The organism is Robbsia andropogonis (genome assembly GCF_000970345.1).
GTDB lineage: Bacteria > Pseudomonadota > Gammaproteobacteria > Burkholderiales > Burkholderiaceae > Robbsia > Robbsia andropogonis.
The window spans coordinates 1-21780 of record NZ_LAQU01000032.1; the positions used below are offsets into that span (position 1 = coordinate 1).

General features: G+C 60.9%; 19 protein-coding genes and 2 pseudogenes. 12 read left to right on the forward strand and 9 right to left on the reverse strand.

What is annotated here, in order from left to right; genetic code table 11:
• Nucleotides 1-33: 33 nt before the first annotated feature.
• Together mltA and apaG are read right to left on the reverse strand one after the other, a co-directional pair.
• Nucleotides 34-1179 (reverse strand): murein transglycosylase A, encoded by a 1146-nt coding sequence (gene mltA, locus WM40_RS21175; protein ID WP_081765221.1) that lies wholly within the window; start codon nucleotides 1177-1179, stop codon nucleotides 34-36.
• A 74-nt stretch (nucleotides 1180-1253) separates the two neighbouring features.
• Nucleotides 1254-1628 carry a Co2+/Mg2+ efflux protein ApaG gene (gene apaG, locus WM40_RS21180; protein ID WP_024905944.1) on the reverse strand — a complete coding sequence of 125 codons (375 nt, stop codon included), beginning with the start codon at nucleotides 1626-1628 and terminating at the stop codon, nucleotides 1254-1256.
• 423 nt (nucleotides 1629-2051) lie between these two features.
• On the opposite strand from apaG, the gene rpe reads away from it, so the two are divergent.
• The 9 genes and pseudogenes from rpe to WM40_RS21225 all read left to right on the forward strand — a co-directional run bounded on the left by rpe (nucleotide 2052) and on the right by WM40_RS21225 (nucleotide 9765).
• Complete coding sequence (gene rpe, locus WM40_RS21185; protein ID WP_024905945.1) at nucleotides 2052-2759, forward strand: ribulose-phosphate 3-epimerase; 708 nt, start codon at nucleotides 2052-2054, stop codon at nucleotides 2757-2759.
• A gap of 10 nt (nucleotides 2760-2769) precedes the next feature.
• Nucleotides 2770-3509 (forward strand): annotated as a pseudogene (gene gph / locus WM40_RS21190) (phosphoglycolate phosphatase).
• A gap of 370 nt (nucleotides 3510-3879) precedes the next feature.
• Nucleotides 3880-4188 carry a hypothetical protein gene (locus WM40_RS30695; protein ID WP_162199108.1) on the forward strand — a complete coding sequence of 103 codons (309 nt, stop codon included), beginning with the start codon at nucleotides 3880-3882 and terminating at the stop codon, nucleotides 4186-4188.
• A gap of 4 nt (nucleotides 4189-4192) precedes the next feature.
• A complete protein-coding gene (gene trpE, locus WM40_RS21200) occupies nucleotides 4193-5689 on the forward strand; it encodes an anthranilate synthase component I (RefSeq protein ID WP_046153900.1) in 1497 nt (498 codons plus the stop codon).
• A 1-nt stretch (nucleotide 5690) separates the two neighbouring features.
• The gene (locus WM40_RS21205) at nucleotides 5691-6254 is read left to right on the forward strand and encodes an anthranilate synthase component II (protein ID WP_024905949.1); all 564 of its coding nucleotides are present in this window, start codon (nucleotides 5691-5693) and stop codon (nucleotides 6252-6254) included.
• 83 nt (nucleotides 6255-6337) lie between these two features.
• Nucleotides 6338-7390 carry an anthranilate phosphoribosyltransferase gene (gene trpD / locus WM40_RS21210; RefSeq protein WP_036013297.1) on the forward strand — a complete coding sequence of 351 codons (1053 nt, stop codon included), beginning with the start codon at nucleotides 6338-6340 and terminating at the stop codon, nucleotides 7388-7390.
• 6 nt (nucleotides 7391-7396) lie between these two features.
• On the forward strand, nucleotides 7397-8203 hold the full coding sequence (gene trpC, locus WM40_RS21215) for an indole-3-glycerol phosphate synthase TrpC (RefSeq protein ID WP_046153901.1): 807 nt from the start codon (nucleotides 7397-7399) through the stop codon (nucleotides 8201-8203).
• Nucleotides 8204-8219: 16 nt separating this feature from the next.
• Nucleotides 8220-9005: a CYTH domain-containing protein gene (locus WM40_RS21220; protein WP_052738441.1), complete on the forward strand. Its 786-nt coding sequence runs from the start codon at nucleotides 8220-8222 to the stop codon at nucleotides 9003-9005.
• Nucleotides 9002-9765, forward strand: a pseudogene (locus WM40_RS21225) (uracil-DNA glycosylase). The gene WM40_RS21220 and the pseudogene WM40_RS21225 overlap by 4 nt, the downstream one beginning before the upstream one ends.
• A gap of 127 nt (nucleotides 9766-9892) precedes the next feature.
• Here the strand turns inward: WM40_RS21225 and WM40_RS21230 are convergent.
• A complete protein-coding gene (locus tag WM40_RS21230) occupies nucleotides 9893-10492 on the reverse strand; it encodes an FMN-dependent NADH-azoreductase (protein WP_046153902.1) in 600 nt (199 codons plus the stop codon).
• A gap of 207 nt (nucleotides 10493-10699) precedes the next feature.
• On the opposite strand from WM40_RS21230, the gene WM40_RS21235 reads away from it, so the two are divergent.
• Entirely contained in the window at nucleotides 10700-11812 is a 1113-nt protein-coding gene (locus tag WM40_RS21235) for a LysR family transcriptional regulator (RefSeq protein WP_052738442.1), read from the forward strand.
• On the opposite strand, the gene WM40_RS21240 is transcribed toward WM40_RS21235, so the two are convergent.
• The 3 genes from WM40_RS21240 to WM40_RS21250 all read right to left on the reverse strand — a co-directional run bounded on the left by WM40_RS21240 (nucleotide 11799) and on the right by WM40_RS21250 (nucleotide 16053).
• Nucleotides 11799-13766: a M61 family metallopeptidase gene (locus WM40_RS21240; RefSeq protein ID WP_082103083.1), complete on the reverse strand. Its 1968-nt coding sequence runs from the start codon at nucleotides 13764-13766 to the stop codon at nucleotides 11799-11801. The two genes, WM40_RS21235 and WM40_RS21240, sit on opposite strands and share 14 nt — an antisense overlap.
• A 211-nt stretch (nucleotides 13767-13977) precedes the next feature.
• Nucleotides 13978-14751, reverse strand: a complete 774-nt coding sequence (locus tag WM40_RS21245) for a DsbC family protein (protein WP_024905957.1) — start codon at nucleotides 14749-14751, stop codon at nucleotides 13978-13980.
• Nucleotides 14752-14817: 66 nt separating this feature from the next.
• The gene (locus WM40_RS21250) at nucleotides 14818-16053 is read right to left on the reverse strand and encodes a UbiH/UbiF family hydroxylase (RefSeq protein WP_081765220.1); all 1236 of its coding nucleotides are present in this window, start codon (nucleotides 16051-16053) and stop codon (nucleotides 14818-14820) included.
• Between the two features lie 217 nt (nucleotides 16054-16270).
• Between WM40_RS21250 and ychF the strand changes: the two genes are divergently transcribed.
• Entirely contained in the window at nucleotides 16271-17365 is a 1095-nt protein-coding gene (ychF, locus tag WM40_RS21255) for a redox-regulated ATPase YchF (protein ID WP_046153903.1), read from the forward strand.
• Nucleotides 17366-17524: 159 nt separating this feature from the next.
• Here the strand turns inward: ychF and WM40_RS21260 are convergent, their stop codons facing one another.
• Together WM40_RS21260 and WM40_RS31725 are read right to left on the reverse strand one after the other, a co-directional pair.
• Nucleotides 17525-18148, reverse strand: coding sequence for a DUF2939 domain-containing protein (locus WM40_RS21260; protein WP_157685888.1), 624 nt, complete (start codon nucleotides 18146-18148; stop codon nucleotides 17525-17527).
• Nucleotides 18149-18239: 91 nt separating this feature from the next.
• Nucleotides 18240-20264: a glycosyltransferase family 9 protein gene (locus tag WM40_RS31725; protein ID WP_052738443.1), complete on the reverse strand. Its 2025-nt coding sequence runs from the start codon at nucleotides 20262-20264 to the stop codon at nucleotides 18240-18242.
• 304 nt (nucleotides 20265-20568) lie between these two features.
• Here WM40_RS31725 and WM40_RS21270 point away from each other — a divergent pair, with 304 nt between their 5' ends.
• Entirely contained in the window at nucleotides 20569-20820 is a 252-nt protein-coding gene (locus WM40_RS21270) for a hypothetical protein (RefSeq protein ID WP_036013329.1), read from the forward strand.
• 132 nt (nucleotides 20821-20952) lie between these two features.
• Here the strand turns inward: WM40_RS21270 and WM40_RS21275 are convergent, their stop codons facing one another.
• On the reverse strand, nucleotides 20953-21636 hold the full coding sequence (locus WM40_RS21275; RefSeq protein WP_024905963.1) for an outer membrane beta-barrel protein: 684 nt from the start codon (nucleotides 21634-21636) through the stop codon (nucleotides 20953-20955).
• Between the last annotated feature and the right edge of the window lie 144 nt (nucleotides 21637-21780).

Below are 21780 nucleotides of genomic sequence, written 5' to 3' on the forward strand. Positions count from 1 at the left end.
TGACATTTGTCACACGCCAGCAAAATGAACCGGCTAACGCTTCGGCAGGAGCAGCCACATTCGGCCGGATTGTTTCATGCGTCCCGCCAGGTCGCCGGCGTCATCACCATGCCCCCAGAAGTAATCCGCCCGCACGCCGCCACGAATCGCCGAACCCGTGTCCTGGGCAAATACCAACCGGTTCAATGGTGTGTCGCTAAACGGGCGCGTTGTCGACAGGAACACCGGCACGCCCAGCGGAATAGACGTTGGGTCCACCGCAATCGAACGCTCCGGCGTCAACGGCACGCCCAGCGCGCCCAATGGCCCGTCAGCATCGTCGCCGACGATCGGCGGCATTTCCTTGAAGAAGACAAAACGCGGGTTCACATCCAGCAAGGCGGGTACGCGTGAAGGATTCGCCCGCGCCCAGGCCTTGATGCCCTGCATGGTTGCCTGGGACGGGGTAATTTCACGATTGCGCAGCAGCCAACTGCCGATAGACTCGTACGGCTGGTTGTTCGTGCCGCCAAATCCCACGCGCATGACTGATCCATCGTCCATGACGACACGTCCAGACCCCTGTACTTGCAGGAAAAACGCTTCGATCGGATCGTCAACATAGACCAGTTCGTTTCCTTCCAACACGCCCGCACGCTCCAATGCAGGTCGCGCAGGCAATGGCGCACCACGACGCACCCCCATCGGCCAGCGATAGAGCGGATACAGATACGGCGCCCGCTTCACACGGGAGCCGTGCAGCAACGGCTCGTAGTAGCCGGTGATCAGGCCATCCACGGTGCCATTCCGATTGGCTAATTGATAGGGCTGGAAATATTGCTGGAAATAGGCACGGGTAGCACTCTCGTCCAACTCGTCGAGCTGCTGGGCGGCTGCGCAGGCGGTCCGCCAGTCCGGCAAGGTTCGCAACCGCAGGCAGCTCTGTCGTAACGATGCCGTTGCGCCCAGCAAGGAATCCGTCTGCCAACCCTGCACGGCGTCCCAGCCAACCGGCGTCAGCCGATCCGCCGAAATGATGTCCGACACACTCGGCATGGACAGCGGCGACAAGGTTCCACGCGTGGCGTAACCGGCGTCAGGCGCAGAACCACGGACGGACGGCGACGGCCCCGAGGAACATGCCGCCAGTAACACAGCAACCAGGCAAGCCATCGAAGCGCCTGCCGTATGCATTGTCATACCGGCAACACCACGCCACAAAGAAACGCGCCGCAGCGCACCCAACACACCCATCATCAACCGTTCGCCGTTCTTCAATGGAGGGTTCGCGGCATCGCGAGGGTAAATTCCGCTACAGGCGCATCGAAACGTTCGCCGTCCTCAGCCACGCAGAAGAACGAACCGCGCATCGTACCGATCGGCGTCGCGATCATGGCCCAACTGGTGTACTCGAATTGCTGGCCCGGCGCCAACAATGGCTGGCTACCCACCACGCCCAGACCCTTGACCTCCTGAACGTCGCCATTCGCATCGGAAATGATCCAGTGTCGGGCGATCAACTGCGATGCAACGCTGCCCGTATTGCGAATCGTGATCGTGTAGGCAAACGCAAATTGCCGTTGCGACGGCTCGGACTGGTCCGGCAAAAAGCGCGGCGACACCGTCACCGTCATCTGATACTGGCTCATTCGGCGGAATATTGGCAAAGGAGGTAAAGGGCGCGGTCACCGACTGAAAACGACAGCGGGCAACCCGCAAGGCCCCAGGCCGCCGACATATGCAGGCGACGAACGGGTCGCCGGACATTCTGAGGCATGCACCGGTCAACCGCAACTCGTAGCCGCGCATCGATCGGCGATCCGGCGAACGTTCTCCACAAACGCGCGACACCATATCGCGCCGGATGGCTTGAATGCCTTGTGCGCGTCGCTTAGATGCCGATTCGGTAGAATAACGTCTATAGGAAATACAATGGTACGCGCAGCACGCGACGCCCGGCGTGCGCCCACCGCCGGTCCAAGCCGCGGCGCCACACCAGGGCCGCCGCCAAGCCCCGTCTGAGACCGGGCGCGTGCGTTTCAATCACGGATCGAGCTTCCCCACCCATCATCATGAAAGACTATGTGATCGCCCCCAGTATCCTGTCAGCCGACTTCGCCCGCCTGGGCGAGGAAGTCCGCAATGTCGTGGCCGCAGGCGCGGACTGGATACATTTCGATGTGATGGACAATCATTACGTGCCGAACCTGACGATGGGACCGATGTTTTGCGAGGCACTGCGCCCACATACGTCGGCTCCCATCGACGTGCACCTGATGGTGAAACCGGTGGATGCGCTGGTGCCCGCCTTCGCCAAGGCCGGTGCGAATAACATCAGTTTCCACCCCGAGGCGTCCGAACATATTGATCGAACCCTCGGCCTGATTCGCGAACACGGTTGCACGGCGGGCCTCGTTTTCAATCCCGCCACGTCGCTGTCTTATCTCGACCACGTAATGGACAAGATCGACCTGATCCTGATCATGTCGGTCAATCCGGGTTTTGGCGGCCAATCCTTTATTCCCGAAGCGCTGAACAAGCTGCGTGAGGCCCGCGCGCGAATCGATACGTACACGGCACGAACAGGACGCACGATCCGACTGGAAGTGGATGGCGGCGTGAAAAGCGGCAATATCGGTGAGATCGCCGCGGCCGGCGCCGACACTTTTGTTGCCGGATCAGCGATTTTTGGGCAATCGAACTATGCGGCGGTCATCGAGGAAATGCGCGCGGCGCTCGCCACGCAGTCCGAAGAGGTAGCCGCCCATGCCACCCCATGACGCGATAATCATGACCGATCAATCATCAGCATCGCGTGACCACGGTGCCCGCTTTCTCGATCGACCGGTGCGCGCGGCCATCGTAGACCTCGACGGCACGCTCGCTGATACCGCGGACGATTTCACCGCAGCGCTCAATATCATGTTGCGCGCGCTTCCCACCCCACTGGAACAAGTCACGCGCGAGGAGGTGGTGCGTTATATCGGCAAAGGCACTGAAAAGCTGATTCGCGACGTGCTGGCCGCACGCCTGCCAGAGGGAGAGGCACGCGCTTGCTTCGACATCGCATTGACCGCCTATCATGAGGGTTACGAGCAGATCAACGGTATGTACGCGCGGCTTTACCCGGACGTTGTATCCGGATTGACGGCGCTGAGGTCGCTCGGGCTCGCCCTCGCCTGTGTCACGAACAAGCCCGAACGGTTTGCGCGGGGCCTGCTGGCACGTCACGACCTGCTGTCGTTTTTCCGGTCGTCATCGGTGGCGATACCGTGGCGCGTAAAAAGCCGGACCCGCTCCCCATGCTGACCGCCTGCGAGCAGCTTGCCACGACGCCGACGCAGACTGTTGCCATCGGCGACTCGGAGAACGACCTCCATGCGGCACGTGCCGCGGGCATCTCGAGCATGACCGTGCCGTATGGCTATAACCACGGGAAACCCGTGCAGGAACTGGCGACCGATGCTATAGTTTCAACGCTGCTCGAAGCCGCGCGCCTACTGGGATTCGCTTCCCATCAAGTTCGCTGACAAGGGGTAATACCTTATCGAGTAGGCGAAGTCGATGCAATAAACTGATTGGTGGGCGAGTGCTTCGTTGCTTGCCCTGGCGATATAGACGACGCTTGGTACATCATCCGGGCGTTTTTTCGACGATTCGAACATTTTCGATCGATTGCAATGTTTCTGAACAAAAAACGGAGTCATGGCGGCATTGACCGGGGGGCCTGGCCCTGGCGTCGCTTGTCTTGGTGATTTCGCCCCGAGGCTGCTGAAGCACCCCCTGCTTCAGCTTCCGTTTTTTGCTGTCCCCTTTGCTGTATCTTGACGTTGCCGCCGGCTATAGGCCGGTACGCGGAGCTAGCGTAGCAACACGTCGGTAAAGGTATCGTGCCCTGGGTTGTCGAGTAACACGTTGTTTCTGGTGCAGCGCGGACCAGTCGTGTTCCCCGACAGCGCGCCGAGGTTTCGGAGCGTGTTCCCCTGCCGTTACCCTCCCGAGGTGTATCCGCGCCGGATGCGTGATCTGACGCACACCATGCTCGCCTGTTGTGGCCTGCACCTCGTGTCGTCGCACCGCGTCCGCGCCTTGCATGCTGCCTCGCGTCCGACCGAAGCGTCATCGCCGCACCACTTTGTTGCTGCCATCCCGGAACCGCCGCATCCGGGCGGGCGCGAGTGTGCGGCGATGCCGGACAAAGAGACCTGAAACCATGACTGAAATCGAATTCCAATCCTTGGCCGCCGCAGGCTATAACCGCATTCCGATGGTCGCTGAAGCACTCGCCGACCTGGAAACACCCCTGTCCGTCTATCTGAAACTGGCACAGCGCGAACGACATGGCGCGAATTCCTATCTGCTCGAATCGGTCGTCGGAGGCGAACGCTTCGGCCGTTACTCGTTCGTTGGCTTGCCAGCACGCACGTTACTGCGCACCCACGGCGCGAACGTCGAGGTGGTGACCGACGGCCAAGTGGTCGAGACGTCTACGGAAAACCCACTCGACTTCATCGCCACGTTCCAGCAGCGGTTCAACGTTGCCCCGCGACCTGGCCTACCGCGCTTCGTCGGCGGATTGGCAGGCTATTTCGCATACGACGCGGTGCGTTACATGGAACGCAAGCTCGCGCACTCGGCGCCGACGTCGGATCCGCTGGACATGCCGGACATCCTGCTGCTGCTCACCGAGGAAGTCGCGGTCATCGATAATCTCGCGGGCAAGCTCTACCTGATCATTCATGTCGACCCGGCACGGCCGGAAGCGTATGCCAACGGCCGGCGGCGCCTGCGCGAATTGCGCGACCGCCTGCGCGAACCGGTGCAGCCACCGGTGACGTCGGCGTCGGTACGGACCGCTATCCATCGCGAATTCGCAAAGCCGGACTATCTCGCCGCCGTGCATCGCGCAAAGGAGCAGATCGAGGCAGGCGAATTGATGCAGGTACAGGTGGGACAGCGCCTGGTGAAACCGTTCCGCGACGCGCCGCTGTCGCTGTATCGCGCGCTACGGTCGCTGAATCCCTCACCCTATATGTATTACTACAACTTCGGCGAATTCCATGTCGTGGGCGCGTCGCCGGAAATACTGGTGCGCCAGGAACCGCGTAATGATGAACGGATCGTGACGATTCGTCCGCTGGCAGGCACACGGCCACGTGGCGCGACGCCGGAGGCCGATGCACAGTTGGCCACCGAACTGCTCGCCGATCCGAAGGAAATCGCCGAACACGTCATGCTGATCGATCTGGCCCGTAACGACGTCGGCCGTATTGCGCAGACCGGATCGGTGCAGGTCGTGGACAAGATGCAAATCGAAAAATACTCCCATGTGCAGCATATCGTAAGCGCGGTGGAAGGAACGTTGAAACCGGGTCTGTCGAACCTCGATGTGTTACGCGCAACGTTTCCGGCCGGTACGCTGAGCGGTGCGCCGAAAGTGCGCGCCATGGAATTGATCGACGAACTGGAACCAGTCAAGCGCGGTCTCTACGGGGGCGCCGTGGGCTATTTGTCCTTTTCCGGCGAAATGGATCTTGCTATCGCGATTCGCACCGGCATCATCAAGGACGGCAACCTGTACGTGCAGGCAGCGGCCGGCGTGGTCGCGGACTCGGTGGCGGAATCCGAATGGCAGGAAACGGAGAACAAGGCGCGCGCCGTGCTGCGCGCGGCCGAACGGGTGCAGGACGGATTGGACGGGGAGTACTGACATGCTGCTGATGATCGACAACTACGATTCTTTTACGTACAACCTCGTGCAGTATTTCGGTGAGCTGGGCGTGGACGTGCGAACGGTGCGCAACGATGAAATCACGCCTGGCGACATTGCCAAGATGGCACCCGACCAGATCTGCCTGTCTCCCGGACCAAGCGATCCGCAACATGCCGGCGTGACATTGCAAGTGCTACATGAATTTGCCGGCAAGCTGCCGATCCTCGGCGTCTGCCTGGGCCATCAAGCCATCGGCGAAGCGTTTGGCGGCAAGGTGATTCGCGCCAAGACAGTGATGCACGGCAAGGTCAGCGAGATCGAAACCGATCAGCAAGGCGTCTTTACCGCCCTGCCAAAGCGTTTCATCGTCACCCGGTATCACTCGCTGGCGATCGAACGCGAGACGTTGCCGGATTGCCTGACCATCAGCGCGGAAACCGCCGATGGCGAGATCATGGGCGTACGTCATAAGACGCTGCCGGTGGAAGGCGTCCAATTTCATCCGGAGTCGATTCTCAGCGAACACGGGCATGCGCTGTTACGCAACTTCGTCCAGCGCTGAATCGCGGGTCCCCCGGGCAATAGGCGCCCGGGCATGCATCGCTGGCGACATCCCTCTCTTACGCATCCGCAACCGATATCGGCATGAACGACGTCTCCCACGCTACCCCTATCAGTCCGCAAGAAGCCCTGCAACGGACCATCGAACACCGCGAGTTGTTCTTCGACGAAATGGTGCATCTGATGCGCCTGATCATGCGCGGTGAAATCGCGCCGGAAATGTGCGCGGCCCTGCTGACGGGCCTGCGTGTGAAGAAAGAAACGATCGGCGAAATCACGGCGGCGGCCACCGTGATGCGTGAATTGGCGCTCCACGTTCCGGTGGACGACAAGACGCATTTCGTCGATATCGTCGGTACCGGTGGTGACGGGGTACACACGTTCAATATCTCGACCGCGTCCATGTTCGTGGTCGCGGCCGCAGGTGCGAAGGTCGCGAAGCATGGGAACCGCAGCGTATCGAGCACGTCAGGCAGTGCCGATGTGCTCGAAGCATTGGGAGTCAATTTGCACCTGACCCCGTCGCAGGTAGCACAATCGATTGCCGCTACCGGCATCGGTTTCATGTTCGCTCCGAATCACCATCCCGCGATGAAGAATATCGCGCCAGTGCGCAAGGCACTGGGTGTCCGAACGATTTTCAATATACTGGGACCGTTGACCAACCCCGCCGACGCACCGAACCAGTTGATGGGTGTGTTCCATCAAGACCTGGTGGGTATCCAGGTGCGCGTCATGCAACGCCTTGGCGCAAGGCATGTCCTCGTGGTACATAGCCGTGACGGCATGGACGAAATTTCGCTTGGCGCGCCGACCCTGGTAGGCGAATTGATTGACGACGAGGTGCGAGAATACGAAATTCATCCGGAGGATTTCGGCCTCCAGATGACGTCGAATCGATCGATCCGCGTTGGCAGCGCAACCGAATCGCAAGCGATGTTGCGCCAGGCTCTCGGCGATATGCCTGGGGCCGCGCGCGACATCGTCTTGCTCAACGCCGGCGCGGCGCTGTACGCGTCCGGCCTCGCTGCGTCGATTGCCGAGGGAATCGATCGTGCGCGTGACGCCTTATCGAGCGGCGCGGCCCAACGCAAGGTCCAGGACCTGGTGGACTTTACCCAATTCTGCAAAGGATAAGAAAAAATGTCGAATATTCTCGAGAAAATTGTCGCTGTCAAACGCCAGGAAATCGCCACCGCGCAGTTGGCGGAACCGCTCGCGGCACTGCGCTTGCGCGCCGAGTCCCGCGATGCCGCCGATGCGCGCGACTTCGTTGGTGCGTTGCGCGCAAAACGCGCAGCCGGCCTGTCCGCGATCATCGCCGAGGTGAAGAAGGCCAGCCCGTCGAAAGGCGTGATCCGCGAGCACTTCGTGCCCGCCGATATCGCCCGCTCGTATGCCGCGCATGGCGCCGCCTGCTTGTCCGTGCTGACCGATGTGCAATTCTTCCAGGGCGGCGTGCCCTATCTAGAGGAGGCACGCGAAGCTTGCACATTGCCGATATTGCGCAAGGACTTCATCGTCGATCCGTATCAGGTGTACGAAGCAAAGGCGATGGGTGCCGACTGCATCCTGTTGATCGCCGCGATCCTGACGCCGGAAGTAATGCGCGATCTCGAAGCGCTGGCGTTGTCACTCGGCCTTGCAGTCCTGGTCGAAATTCATGGTCGTGACGAACTCGCCGCGGCATTGACCTTGAAAACACCCCTGCTGGGCATCAACAACCGTGATCTGCGCACGTTCGACGTGTCGCTGCGCACGACGCTGGATATGCTGGCCGATCTTCCGGAAGACCGGTTCGTCATCACGGAATCGGGCATTGCGAACCACGACGACGTGGCAGTGCTGCGTCACGGCGGCGTGCCCGGATTCCTGGTCGGCGAGGCATTCATGCGCGCGCCGGAACCCGGTGAGGAAATGGCTCGACTGTTCTTCACATCGCAAAGCTGACAGGACAACATGCGGGATGGCCATCGAAAAGGAAATGAAGTTGGCGCTTGGCGGTACGACACCGCAAGCACTGACGCAATGGTTACAGCAAAGGGCATCCGCCGTCGCCCCCGGCGCGCGCGCAGGCGACAAGCGTGTGGGCAGCAGCGGCAGGGCATCCACCTTTGCGTTGCGGAATATCTATTACGACACGCCGGCACTGGATCTGGCACGCGGCAAGATCGCATTGCGCTTGCGCTTGTCGCCGCACGGCTGGTTGCAAACGTTGAAAACCGCAGGCAAGTCGGTCAATGGCCTGCATGCCCGCGGCGAATGGGAAATGCCGGTGGCCGGCCCCAGCTTGGATCTGGAAGCATTGCGCACCGCCTGCGATGACCCTGCGGCGCTGACCACGCTGCAGGCATTCCACGATGCGGGCATCGCACTGATCCCGGTGTTCCGTACGGACTTCGATCGGACCGTTTGGCCTATTCGGCATCACCATGCCGATATCGAAGTGGCGCTGGATCTTGGCAAGGTTTTCGTACCGGATGAACGCAACGATGCGCCGCACGCCGATAGCGCCTCGCTAGCGATTGAAGAGCTGGAGCTCGAGTTGCAAGGCGGTGACGGTAGTGACGAGGAAAGAGAAACGGCGTTAGTCGACTTTGCGAACACATTGCGCGCAACCTTTCCAGACTTGCGCGCGGACGATACGTCGAAAGCAGCACGCGGCTATGCCTTGTTCAAGGCACGGCAGGCGCTACCCGTATCGTCCAGTGGCAACGCGACTCCGGGTTCGGCACAAGGTGGTGCTGTATGACGCACGACCATCTCGACCAGACACCGCTCGCGCGGCATTTCGACGCGCTGCCTGACGGCTGGCGTGCCTGCCTGACGGATTTCCTGGCCAGTGACACCTATCCGCGGCTCTGCCAATTCGTCGATGGTGAGCGGGCAGCCGGCAAGACGATCTACCCGGCCGACCCATTCCGGGCTTTGACGTTAATGGATGCCGATCACGTCCGCGTGGTCATTCTCGGGCAGGACCCGTACCACGGTGAAGACCATGGCATTCCACAGGCGCACGGACTGGCCTTCTCGGTGCCACCAGGCGTCCGGCCTCCACCATCGCTGCGCAATATCTGCAAGGAAATCAGCGCGGAGTTTGGCCACCCCCCCCTACGCATGGTTGCCTCGATCATTGGGCGCGCCAAGGCGTGCTGCTGTTGAACACGGTCCTGACAGTCGAAAAAGCCAATGCCGGCAGCCATGCGAAGCACGGCTGGGAGCGCTGCACCGATGCCTTGATCGCCCGGCTCGGTGCAAGCCCGACGCCGTTGGTGTTTCTGCTATGGGGTGCCCATGCGCAAGCAAAACGCGCATTGCTGATGCAGCACGCGCATCATCTTGTATTGGAAGCACCGCATCCTTCACCGTTATCCGCACATCGGGGTTTTCTGGGCTGTGGCCACTTTGGGGAAGCCAATCGCTTTCTCACGCACCACGGTTTCGCCCCGATCGACTGGTCGATTCCAGCGGCGGCGATCGTCGAAAGTCAGGCTAACGGCACGCTGTTTTAACTGCGTCCGCCCGAAGGCTACTTTCCATCACACACACACTAAAGCGGCACGATTCCCCTGTTGAACCAGGGGTCGATCGTGCCGCTAGAGGCCGTGCCAGGCCGCGCGTTGCGCGAGAAAAAACAATTTACAGCGCGGCAATCGCCTCACGCGCGCTCGACAGCGCCAGCGCGGCTGCATCCGGCCCCATCGCGAAACCTTCGGCATACACGAATGTCACATCGGTCATGCCCAGGAAACCCAGGATCAACTTCAGGTAAGGGGTCTGCACATCCATCGGCGTACCCGTATACTTGCCACCCCGCGCCGCGGCGACGATCACTTTCTTGCCCTTGATCAGCCCTTCCGGCGTGCCTTCCGGCGTGTAGCGGAACGTCACGCCGGCACGTGTAATCCAGTCCAGATAGCCCTTCAATTGCGTCGAGTCGGCGAAGTTGTATAACGGCGCGCCGATGACGACGATGTCTGCTGCGCGCAGTTCGTCGATCAGTGCGTCGCTACGGGCAACGATCGCCTTCTGTGCGTCGCTGCGAGATTCCGCCGGCGTAAAGAATGCGCCCAGGATTTCGTCGCCCAGCAACGGCAATCCTGTCGACAACAGGTCGCGCACGACAACCGTCGCGCCCGGATGCTTGGCTTTCAGATGTGCGGTGGTTTCGTTGGCCAGCAATGTCGAGTTCGCGCCTTGCGAGCGCGCGGCACCATTGATTTGAAGAATCGTGGTCATGGTGGTTCCTGTCCAAAAAAGGAGGTCACATGGAAGATCGATCGTCCGTCACCTGAGCGGTTTGGCGACCCTGCATGACAAGGCCGTGGCATCCAGGCGTGCACGGTAATCGTGATGGCTTCATTGTAGACTTCACCGTTTTTGGCACAAGTCGCAAATTTGGGTAACATTGTCCCGTTTTTGGGACAAATGCCAAGGAGCCCGCCAATGGCCGCGATGGACGATCTGAACGACATGCTGGTATTCGCCGAGGTGGCACGTTCGGGCAGTTTGACGGCCGCCGGGGCCGTGCTCGGCATGCCCAAGACCACCGTCAGCCGGCGTCTTGCAAAACTCGAACAACGGTTGGGCACCCGGCTGCTGGATAAGACCACGCGCAAATTGGAATTGACGGAAGTCGGGGAAGCCTACCTCCAGCACTGTCTGCCGATTCTCGAGGATGTTGAAAATGCGCGAGATTTTGCATCGCAATTAGCGCAGCGTCCGCGAGGTCTGCTCCGTATCTCTGCGCCCCCGGATTTTTCCGAGCTTTGGCTCGCCGGTCCGCTTGCCGGTTTCAGCGCGCGCTACCCGGAAGTCACGCTGGAATTCGATCTTAGCGCACGTCATGTCGACCTGATTGGCGAGCGAATCGACATCGCCATTCGCGCGGGTCATCTCACGGACTCGACGCTGATTGCCCGGCAACTGGGGGTGATGACACGCTCCCTGTATGCCAGTCGCGCCTACCTGGATCGCGCGGGCCGCCCGGAAACACCGGACGATCTGGCACGACATCGCTTCGTGCTGCTGCGTGGGGCGCGCAAGGTGCACGATCGCGATACACTGACCCGCGGCCGGCAGACCGTGGAACTCAAGATGCGCGGGCGCGTGGAAGCGAATAGCCTGACGATGGTACGGGAACTGGTTTCCGCGGGAGCAGGCATTTCGGTACTTCCGGATGCGATGACGGGGGAACAACGGCAGCGGCATGAACTCGAACGGGTATTGCCGGAATGGCAACTCCCCACTACCGCGATACATCTGGTGACCCCATCACGGCGTTTCGTGCCACGCAAGACACAAGCGTTTATCGAATATGTGACCGAGATCGAACCCATGTGCCGCGCGATCGAACGCGCCAGTCTTGGCCAACCCGTTTCGCCACGCGTGACGCTGTCCGACCCGGCACCGCCCTATCCCGTGATCGATGCTACGACCCATGCAGCCGTGTCATGTGACCAACGGCCCGCCCAGCCTTACCGTATGCGGCCGATGCCCGATTTCGGTGGCAGCCACGCCGCCTCCGAAACCATCGAGCCCCCTCTCAATCGCGGATAATTCCCAGCCAAGCGTCGAAATAACGCCGCGCGGAGACATCATCGAACGGCACCCCGGTGGCCGTTTCCGGAATCGTACCGGGGAAGTTGTCGACCGACACTTCCCCGGCGCGCTCCTTCGCCGCCCCTTCATCCGCCGAATACACCTTATCAGGCGCACGCGTGGAATCGTGCAGCGCGTATTCGGTCACATCCGGTGCATCGAGTGTCAATTCGCAGATGCGTAACTGGTCGCGGCGGAACGCATGGAGCGTGACCGTGGTCCCGGGTAGATAACGCGAGAGCAAGCCATCCAGATTCGACCCGGTAACACGATACCCATCGAGTGCAACCAGGACATCACCCGCCGACAGGCCGGCGCGACGCGCAGCCCCCCCATCGTGCACCACCGCCAGGGAAGCATCCCCCTTGACGCGCGCGCCAATCGACACCGATTGCTTCGCCTTGACCGGCGAAATCGTGACACCAAACGGCGCCAGCAGTGCCGCAAGCGGAAGGTCCTCCGTGCCATCGACCGCCAACGCATGCAATTCGGTCAAATCGACGCCGGTTGCCTCGCGCATTAATGGCACGACCTCATCCGGCCGGACGCCACGGCCGCCATCCGCGGTATAGAACGTCCTGCCATAGCGTTGCCACAGAAGCCGCATTACATCGTCAAGCGACTTCTCGCCGTCCGTATGCGCCCGGATGCGCAAGTCGAAGGCCAGCGCCACCAACGATCCCTTCGTGTAATAGCTGACGATCGCATTGGCCGCATTTTCGTCCTGCCGGTAGTACTTGGTCCACGCATCGAACGAACTTTGCGCCACGCTTTGCTTCAGGCGACCGCTATTGCGCAACACGCCACCCAGTGTCTTTCCCACCAGTTTCAGGTAGTCCTTCTGACCGATCACACCGGCCCGAACCAGCATCAGGTCGTCGTAATAGGACGTAAAACCCTCGAACAGCCACAGCAGCGGCGTATAGCATTCCTCGTGCAAGTCATAAGGCGCAAAGACATCGGGTTTGATGCGTTTGACATTCCAGGTATGAAAGTATTCGTGACTGCAAAGGCCGAGGTACGTGCGATACCCGTCGGACATCGGCGTATCCGCTGGTTCATCAAGAATCGGAAAATCGCTGCGCTTCGCGACCAACGCGGTGGAGGCCCGATGCTCCAGTCCGCCATAACCGTCCGCGGTCGCCATCGTCATGAACACGTAGCGCGACATTGGCGCGCGACGGGTTTCCGGCTCGAAAAGAGCGATCTGTGCCTCGCAGATTCGCTTAAGGTCGCGGGTCAACCTGTCCATGTCCAGTCGTGGCACACCACCACTGATGACCACGTCGTGCGGCACACCATGCGCATCGAAGCTGGCCAGCACAAATTCACCCAGCGTGACCGGATGATCGATCAGTTCGTCGTAGTTATCCGCTTCGTACAAGCCAAATCCGTATCGCGACGTCCCTTCGGCTTCCCGCAGAGAGGTTGCCACACGCCATCCTTCGAATGAGGTGTTCGAGACATTGTCGCCAGACACAGGGGCGTTGACCGCGGCACGGCCCGGCTGGGCGATATCGATGGTACAGCGCGACGTCTCCCGGCCTTCCACGGCCAGAAACACGCTGGTGCCATTGAAGAAACCAACATGCTGGTCCAGGTGGGCGCTGCGCACCGACAGATCCCAAGCATAGACCTGGTAATGCAACGTCAGCCCGCGTCCGGGTGCCAGTGGCCCGCATAGCCAGCGATCCTTCCTGGTCTGGTTCACGTGCACGGGCGCACCGGTGTCATCCTCGGCACGCAGTGTGACAATATTGCGCGCGAACTCCCGGATCATATAGCTACCGGGAATCCACGCCGGCAGATAGACTGCCTGCACCGTGGCGTCAGGATCGGCGATCGTCAGCGTGACGTCGAAGAGATGCGCGGCGGCCTGGTCCGCGCGAATGCCGTAACGTATCGTGCTCATGAAAGCATGATAGCCCGCGTGCCGAAATTCGGCGAGCGTCCCGGAGCGCGGCGAGGGCACCGAGGGCGCGCTTCATGATGCACGTCTCCGGCCTGTGTGGCAAAACGGCGCCTGGCAGGCGGCGTTTCAGAAACCGCGGGCGTTGTTTGTAACGCCGCAGCGCGGACATTTCCCCCCTTTCGCGGAGGTTCAGCCCGACGCGCGCATGGCGTCAGCTTTTTTTGTTACTGGCTTGGGCAGCCTTCAACGCTTTCTCGAGACTGTCGCTGTCGACCGCACCAGGCAGGCGATTGCCATCGACCAGGAATACCGTGGGCGTACCCGTGACATTCATCGACTGACCCATCGCAAGGTTCCGCTGCAGCACCGCAACATTGCAACTTCCGTCATTGCCCGGCACCTGCTTACGCAGCATCCAGTTTTCCCACGCGGCTCCCCGGTCCTTCGCACACCAGATCGCCTTGGATTTTGCGACTGAATCCGGTGACAGGATCGGGAACAGGAACGTGTAGACCGTCACATTGTCGACCTTCTGCAGCGTTTCTTCCAGCTTATGACAATACGGACAATGTGGATCCGAGAACACCGCGATTTTGCGCGCGCCGTTGCCATGCACCACCTTCACCGCATCTTGCAATGGCAGCGATGCGAAATCGATTCGATTGATCTGATCCGTCCGCTCCTGGGTCAGGTTCGCCCCGGTAGTCGTATCGCGGATCTCGCCTAGCATCAGATATTGGCCAGTGGGGTCGGCGTAATACACCTGCTTATTCACATCGACTTCATACAGACCTGCGATGGGTGACTTGCGGATCTCGCTGATCTCGGCCTTGCTACCAAGGCGCTCTTGGAGCGTCTTTTTCAGCGCCTCGACTTTGGCGTCGGTTTCGGCATGCGCGCCCAGCGACATGGTCGTCGCCAAGGCCAGGACCAGCGCAGCCCCCACGCGACGGGCGGCCAAGCGGCCTGGATTGAAAACAGTCATCGCGCACCTTCCTCTACGATAGATTTGATTCGACGCGGCGCCATGGCACCCCGCCCCCTTCCTACTTCAACCCAACGCGTGCTCGACGAGCCAGCGCTTGACAAACGGCTGTGCCGATACGAGCGACATGCCCACGTTCCGTAATCCTTGCGCCACCGTTCCGGGTAACGCGAACAACCGGTGCAAGCCATCGGTGGCAAGTGTCAGCGATGCGATGTCTTCCCGGCGCGCACGCTCGTAACGTCGCAACAACACACGATCGCCCAGGTCCCGGAACGTTTCCTTCTCCCGCAGCACGTCGGTCAGCGCGGCGACATCACGCAAGCCCAGATTCACGCCCTGTCCCGCCAGCGGATGTATCAGATGCGCGGCATCGCCCACCAGGGCGACACGTGGCGCGATTAGCTTGTCCACCCGTTGCAATGCCAGTGGGAAACCTACTGGCGAGGTCACACATTCAAACGTTCCGTGGGTCGCGCCGGCCAGCCGCTCCAGTTCCGCAGCCAGCACGTCCCCGCCCTGCGCCACCAGGCGTTGCGCATGATCAGTCTCGGCAGACCAGACCAGCGAGACATACGGGCCCGCCATCGGCAACAACGCAATAATCTCGCCGTCCCGGAACCATTGCCAAGCGGTTTCCGCATGGGGCAGTGAAATCCGGAAATTGGCTACCACTCCGGTCTGCGCATAATCCCGACGCTCGACGCTCGCACCAATCTGCGCCCGCACCCATGAATGGGCGCCGTCAGCCCCGACGATCAATTCCGCTTCCAGCGTTCGACCGTCGTCCAACGTCAACAACGCCGGTTTATCGGACCTGACCGGATCGATTTGCAAGCCCTGCGCGCGTGCGTTCAGCCAGGTCAGTTGCGGCTGGAAGCGCAAAGCGGCATCCAGTGCGTTTTCCACCTGCAACGATTCAACAATATGGGCCAGTTGCGGCACCGCTGCCTGGAATGCGGAAAAATGCAATGCACCGGTGCCATCGCCCAGCACGCGCATATCGGATACCGGTCCAAGTCGCTCGGGGTCCAACGCCTGCCAGACACGCAATCTTTCGAACAGTGCCTGCGAACTGGCGGACAAGGCATAGACACGCTGGTCGAATGGCTGGTCCGCCGGCAGGGGCGCCGCTTGCGGCGCAAGCAGCGCAACACGCAATCCAGACTGGCTCAGCGCAAGCGCAGCGGCTTTACCCACAAGACCACCGCCAACGACGATCGCATGCTGCGGCAATGCCGCTTTTCGAGACGTGTGGAGGGGGCTGTGCGGCGCGCCATGAAGAGGCTTTTGGGCTGGCATCGGATGCGGTGGGGGTCGAGGGGACATCGATGCATTATACCGTTGGGCGTTTACACGGCCGGTATGCTTGCGCAACTTAAAATTGCGAAAGCAATGGTTGTAAAGTCGAATCTCAGAATCCCGTCGCAGCGGAAACAGCTGCCGCTCGGGGTACAATCGCGGTTTGCGCACGCAGCGTATGCCGTGCGGCCACATCCCAGATTACCGAAGGTCCTCCATGAGCCTCCAATGCGGCATCGTCGGCTTGCCGAACGTCGGCAAGTCCACCCTGTTCAACGCGCTGACGAAAGCCGGCATCGCGGCGGAAAACTATCCGTTCTGCACGATCGAACCGAATGTCGGCATCGTCGAAGTGCCCGACCCACGCCTGGCGGCCTTGAGCGCCATCGTATCGCCGGAGCGTATCGTCCCGGCCGTGGTCGAGTTCGTCGACATCGCGGGGCTGGTGGCCGGCGCATCGACCGGAGAAGGCCTGGGCAACAAATTCCTCGCGAACATTCGCGAAACCGATGCAATCACGCACGTCGTACGATGCTTCCAGGATGAAAACGTGATCCACGTGGCCGGTCGCGTCGATCCGATCGCCGATATCGAAGTGATCAATACCGAACTCGCGCTGTCCGATATGGCCACGGTGGAAAAGGCCCTAACACGGTATTCCAAGGCCGCAAAATCCGGCAACGACAAGGAAGCAGGAAAGCTTGTCGCCGTGATGGAAAAGGCGCAAGCGCAGTTGAATGAGGCCAAGCCGGTGCGCGCATTGGATCTGTCGGATGATGAGATTGGGTTGCTGAAACCGTTCTGCTTGATCACGTCGAAACCGGTGATGTACGTGGCCAACGTCAAGGACGACGGTTTCGAGAATAATCCGCTGCTGGACGCGGTAAAGGCCTATGCGGCCGCGGAAAAGGCACCGGTCGTATCCGTCTGCGCCGCCGTGGAAGCAGAAATCGCGGATATGCCCGAAGAGGATGCAACGGTGTTCCTCGCCGATATGGGGATGGAAGAGCCGGGCCTGAACCGCGTGATCCGCGCCGCATACAGTCTGTTGGGGCTGCAGACGTATTTCACGGCCGGCGTGAAAGAAGTACGGGCATGGACGATCCGCGTCGGTGCAACCGCGCCGCAAGCGGCCGGTGTCATCCACACGGACTTCGAGCGTGGTTTCATCCGCGCCCAAACCATCGGCTTTGACGACTACATTCATTACAAGGGCGAACAAGGCGCGAAGGAAGCAGGCAAGATGCGCGCCGAAGGCAAGGAATATGTCATCAAGGACGGCGACGTGCTGAACTTCCTGTTTAACGTCTAAGCCACTTGCTCTCAAAAAGACGTACGAATAAAAAGCGACCGAATGGGTCGCTTTTTTTATCCCGAATTTTTGCCAGATATTCCTATCCCTGGCGCTTCCATCACGCACCGGAAATGCATGACGTGTGCGATGAAAGACGAACCGGCAACCCGTGCACGGTCACTGCCCCGCAGCCCCCATTTCCAATCCCGCCAGTCGCCACGACCACAACCCGGCGCGACGAAACACGAAAACGACCGGATGATCATCACCACGCTGGACCGATGCGGCCACCGTCGACATGTCGCGGTAGCGAACCGCATAATGCAGCGGTTTGCCATCGACGATGTTATCGTCGCTGCGAACATCGTCACGCTGTGATGCATGCGCGTCACCCGGCGTACCGGTCATCGATGACGGCCCGGCTCCCGCCGTACCGCTCGCCCCCTCACCCGCCGCGGCACTACCCGCCGCATCGGACGGAGGCGCGGCGGGAGGCAATGGCACACCAGGCAAAGGCTGTGCATTCTCCATTACCCACATGACCGTCTGGGGCGTCACCGCAATGTTCACCACCGCACCGCCCACTTGGCGTCCCAGCATTTGACCCAGCCTGCCTAACGCATTGCTGCTGGGCGGTGCCTCGGTCGTCGGAAACATCTGCGCGCGAACGCTCTCACGCAGTGCCGCGTAATCGACATACGACGAAAAAGTTTGCGCATCGCGCGCCTGCACCGCATTGCGCATCGCCCTTAACGTCCACCACGGGCTTGCATACACACTAGCGATAAACCCGATTGCCACGATCGCGACAACCCATATCGCAGGCCGCGACGCACCGCGTTGCCGAGTCAAACATCCTGTTAACCGATTCACTCCCACAGCGCGCTCCCCGCTATCCGTCGTTTTCCACCATGGCGAGAAACTGCCGCATCACACGGCGACAGTGCAGCGTCTCCCGCCAATACCGTTCCTTCATCGACGCCCCCGGCAACCATTGCCACCCGAGCGCCACCTGTCCCCGTCCCCATGCCGGCCGCCAACGTTGCGCCGAACCACGGCGGCGGAACAGGCTCAAGGTCGGAATACCCAGGTTCGACGCCAGATGCCCAATACCTGAATCGTTTCCGATAAACCAGCCGGATTCATAGATCCATTCCGCCAGCACCTGCAAATTCGCGAAGTGCGGCGCAGGAATGCCGCTGGCCGCCAAACCGGGCCACCGCGTGCGCTCGTGCGGCGCGATAACGAAATGCGGCTCGTATCCCTTCTTGCGCAGCAACGCCGCCAAACGCACGAATCGATCGTTGCCCCAACGCTTGTCGTCCGTGGTGGCTTCCGGATGGATGACCACGCGCATCCGGTGCAAGCGATATCGCTTGTTCACCGGCGGCGTCAGGCCATTGTCGATGCTCGCATGCGCCAGATCGAATGTCGCCTGCGCATACGCGGCAAAGCGCTCCGCCATGCAGGCGCCGTGCTTGGAATATTCGACCTCCCGCAACGTTCGTGCTTGTGGCAGGTGCTCCGTCAACCGCGGAATCGGCTGATGATCGTGCATCTGCAGCACCGTCGGATAGTCGCGTAATGCCGCGATGCAAGCCTCCTCATCCTCTGGCGGCAAGACGATATCGACATCAGGAAACAACGTGCGCAACGCATGCGCGGTGCGGCCGAAGACAGTCACCGGGATGCGGTGTTGCATCAAATTGCGCACGACCACCATCATCACCAATGTGTCGCCGATCGCGCCGGACATCGATATGGCGACCGCCCCGGCCTGCGGGGAGAGACCCGCCGCAACCGTTGCGCCATTCGCCATGGCAACGTCAAAACCAGCAGCGTCGGCGCGAGCCACGCCGCCATGCGGAACCGCATCGACACCCGCCGCTTCGGATCGCGGCCTGACCGGGACGCGCTTAAGTGACGCCCCATCCCGCCCATCCGCCGTCTGGGCACGCAACGCGGCAAATGCCTGCCACACCCGATTGACGGTCAGCGCATGTTTCCAGAAACGCTCTTTCAACTTGCCGGTGGGAATGCCCTGGCTGCCGATCAGGACGTGTCCCGACCCCCAGGACGGACGCCAGGTCCGAGCAATGCCTTTGCGCATGAACAGCGAGAGCGTCGGCACGCCGAGATTCGACGCCAGATGCCCGATGCCGGAATCGTTGCCGATGAACCAGCCGCTTTCATAGATCCAGGAAGCCAGCGCCGAGAGCGAATCCACCTCGGCGACGGGAATGCCCGCTCGCGCCAGCCGCGGTGCCCACGCGGCGCGTTCGTGTGATGCCAGAATCATATGGGGATCGAAACCCGCGCCGCGCAACCGTGTTGCCAAGACGAGAAACCGCTCCGGCAACCAACATTTGTCCGCGGTACTGGCCATGGGGTGGATCGCGACGCGCCGCGCGTGGCGCCTGGACTGAAGGCCCCGCGGAGCCTGGAGGCCGTTATCGCGCGTGGCATCGACGCACCCGAAAAGAGTCCGCGCGACGGCCTGCATCCGATCGACCATCGCGGCATCGCCACGCACGTCGAAAACCGGCTCCAGCACCACCGCGCAACGATGCGCCGAGGCCAGATCCGGCACGGGCTTTTGGTGATGGAGCTGCACCACCACGTCGAAGACCGCCAGCGCGGCCTGGATGGCGGCACGGGACGCAGGTTCCGTCACGCCGTTGCCGGATTCAATAGCAGGAGCCAGCGTCAGACCAGTCTGGTGCGCAAACCAATCATGCAACGCCATCGTCTGGCTACCGAAGACGGTCACGCACGCCCCCGCTCGGGCGAGATTATTCGCGATAATCATCGTGACCAGCGAATCGCCCAAGGCCGGCGACAATAATACGGCCACGCGCTGCTGCACCCAATCGTGCGGGAGAGGTGGCACGCCCACGCTCAAAGCTTCCAGTTCCAACGTTGCGATCTCGAGGGTGACAATTTCCGAAAATGAAGCGCTACAGCGCGGCGCCCTTGCATGGGGCGTGCTGCCGCAGCCGAAGCGTAACCCGGAAAACCCTGGCTGCCTACCGATAGCGCTTGCACCCTGTAAGCAATCGCAACACATGCGCGGGGTCTTTACGAAGCAGCTCGGCGCGACTTGCGTTACATTGCGAGTTCCAACGCCTTAAAGCCGCACTGTCATGTTCCGCTCCTTGCTCTCCGCCGTTTCAGATTCGCCGATAAAGCAACGCGCTCGACGGCGCACGCACGTCTTACCGCTGCTGCTTGCCCTTTCCGGGGCCACGTTATGCGCCGCACTGGCAAGCCCAGCCTGCCTTGCGCAAAATTCGCCCGGTGTGCCAGGCGGCATCCTGGACTACAAATTCCAAATCAACGAGCATCCGGACATGCCCTTCGCGGCGTCGGCACCCAGCGCAAAGTACCAGCGCGGCAAGCCATCGGAAGCACGCAAGCGTGCCGACTATGGCGATCCGGACGGATGTAACTTGAAGTGCGGCCCGAACGACTGACGCCGCGCGGATTCGCTGGTGCCACGCAACAACGCCGCCACGAATTCGTGGCGGCGCTTGACCCATGCTTGCTTGGTAAGGGAAACAGGGCACTTACCAGGAAGCAGTTCTTCCCCCTGGAACGGACCTGGGTCAGAACGAATATTGCAGACCGATTTTAACCATGCCCAGGTTTTGCCGCCGCAGCGTCACGTCCGACGCATCTCCCGAGGAAACGGCTATGTTCTCATCAGCACGCGCCTTGCGGCCGACCTTGACCTGATATTCGTACTCGGCTCTGAACGCCAAGTTCGGCGTTACATAGTACGTCACACCCACCCCGATCGCAGGAACGATGCGTCCTTTACGCTGATTGGCAACCGCGCCTGCATAGTTCAAACGCGTTCGCGTGAATTCGTATCCAATCGAGGCCTTCGTGAAGACCTCGAAATTTGACGACAGCGGCACAATCCCGAGTACGCCGGCACGCACGCCCATCATATGTGTGCGGAAATCCCCATTTGCACCAAAACGACCAGACTGCGGCAGTCCGGCATTGATGCTCAATTCGGTAGCAACATTGGGCGAAAATCGATAGCCCACGCCCAGTTCACCACCAAACGTGCCACGACGGCTGTTCGCCGCGGCGCCGACTTGGGCTTCCTTGCCAGGCTGTGCGGCTGGCGTGGCGGTAACCTTGGACGGATCAAGGGTACCTAGACCAAAAATATAGATCGGCGACCGTTCCTCGGCGATCGCAGAAACGGACCACAGAACACTAAGAGTTGCAGCCAATCCGATCAGCAAGGTGCTTCGCGATAAAAGAGAAGAGGTCATGATAGGAAGGGTCTCGGGAGTAATGGCAAGCGGCCATTCTCGGTCATGCCTCATCGGGAGGGCTATGGGACTCTTCGCAAAAATCCTAAGCAATTCAAGCCTCTCCGTCGTTCGCCCGACATCCCGTAGAATGCGGATATGCAC

Coding starts and splice junctions, on each gene's coding strand:
- WM40_RS21205 (WP_024905949.1), top strand. CDS start 5,691: ATGCTGCTGATGATCGACAACTACGATTCTTTTACGTACAACCTCGTG.
- WM40_RS21275 (WP_024905963.1), bottom strand. CDS start 21,636: ATGACCTCTTCTCTTTTATCGCGAAGCACCTTGCTGATCGGATTGGCT.
- WM40_RS21220 (WP_052738441.1), top strand. CDS start 8,220: ATGGCCATCGAAAAGGAAATGAAGTTGGCGCTTGGCGGTACGACACCG.
- ychF (WP_046153903.1), top strand. CDS start 16,271: ATGAGCCTCCAATGCGGCATCGTCGGCTTGCCGAACGTCGGCAAGTCC.
- WM40_RS21245 (WP_024905957.1), bottom strand. CDS start 14,751: ATGACTGTTTTCAATCCAGGCCGCTTGGCCGCCCGTCGCGTGGGGGCT.
- WM40_RS21240 (WP_082103083.1), bottom strand. CDS start 13,766: ATGAGCACGATACGTTACGGCATTCGCGCGGACCAGGCCGCCGCGCAT.
- mltA (WP_081765221.1), bottom strand. CDS start 1,179: ATGACAATGCATACGGCAGGCGCTTCGATGGCTTGCCTGGTTGCTGTG.
- trpC (WP_046153901.1), top strand. CDS start 7,397: ATGTCGAATATTCTCGAGAAAATTGTCGCTGTCAAACGCCAGGAAATC.
- WM40_RS21235 (WP_052738442.1), top strand. CDS start 10,700: ATGGCCGCGATGGACGATCTGAACGACATGCTGGTATTCGCCGAGGTG.
- trpD (WP_036013297.1), top strand. CDS start 6,338: ATGAACGACGTCTCCCACGCTACCCCTATCAGTCCGCAAGAAGCCCTG.
- rpe (WP_024905945.1), top strand. CDS start 2,052: ATGAAAGACTATGTGATCGCCCCCAGTATCCTGTCAGCCGACTTCGCC.
- WM40_RS21250 (WP_081765220.1), bottom strand. CDS start 16,053: ATGCCAGCCCAAAAGCCTCTTCATGGCGCGCCGCACAGCCCCCTCCAC.
- WM40_RS21230 (WP_046153902.1), bottom strand. CDS start 10,492: ATGACCACGATTCTTCAAATCAATGGTGCCGCGCGCTCGCAAGGCGCG.
- apaG (WP_024905944.1), bottom strand. CDS start 1,628: ATGAGCCAGTATCAGATGACGGTGACGGTGTCGCCGCGCTTTTTGCCG.
- trpE (WP_046153900.1), top strand. CDS start 4,193: ATGACTGAAATCGAATTCCAATCCTTGGCCGCCGCAGGCTATAACCGC.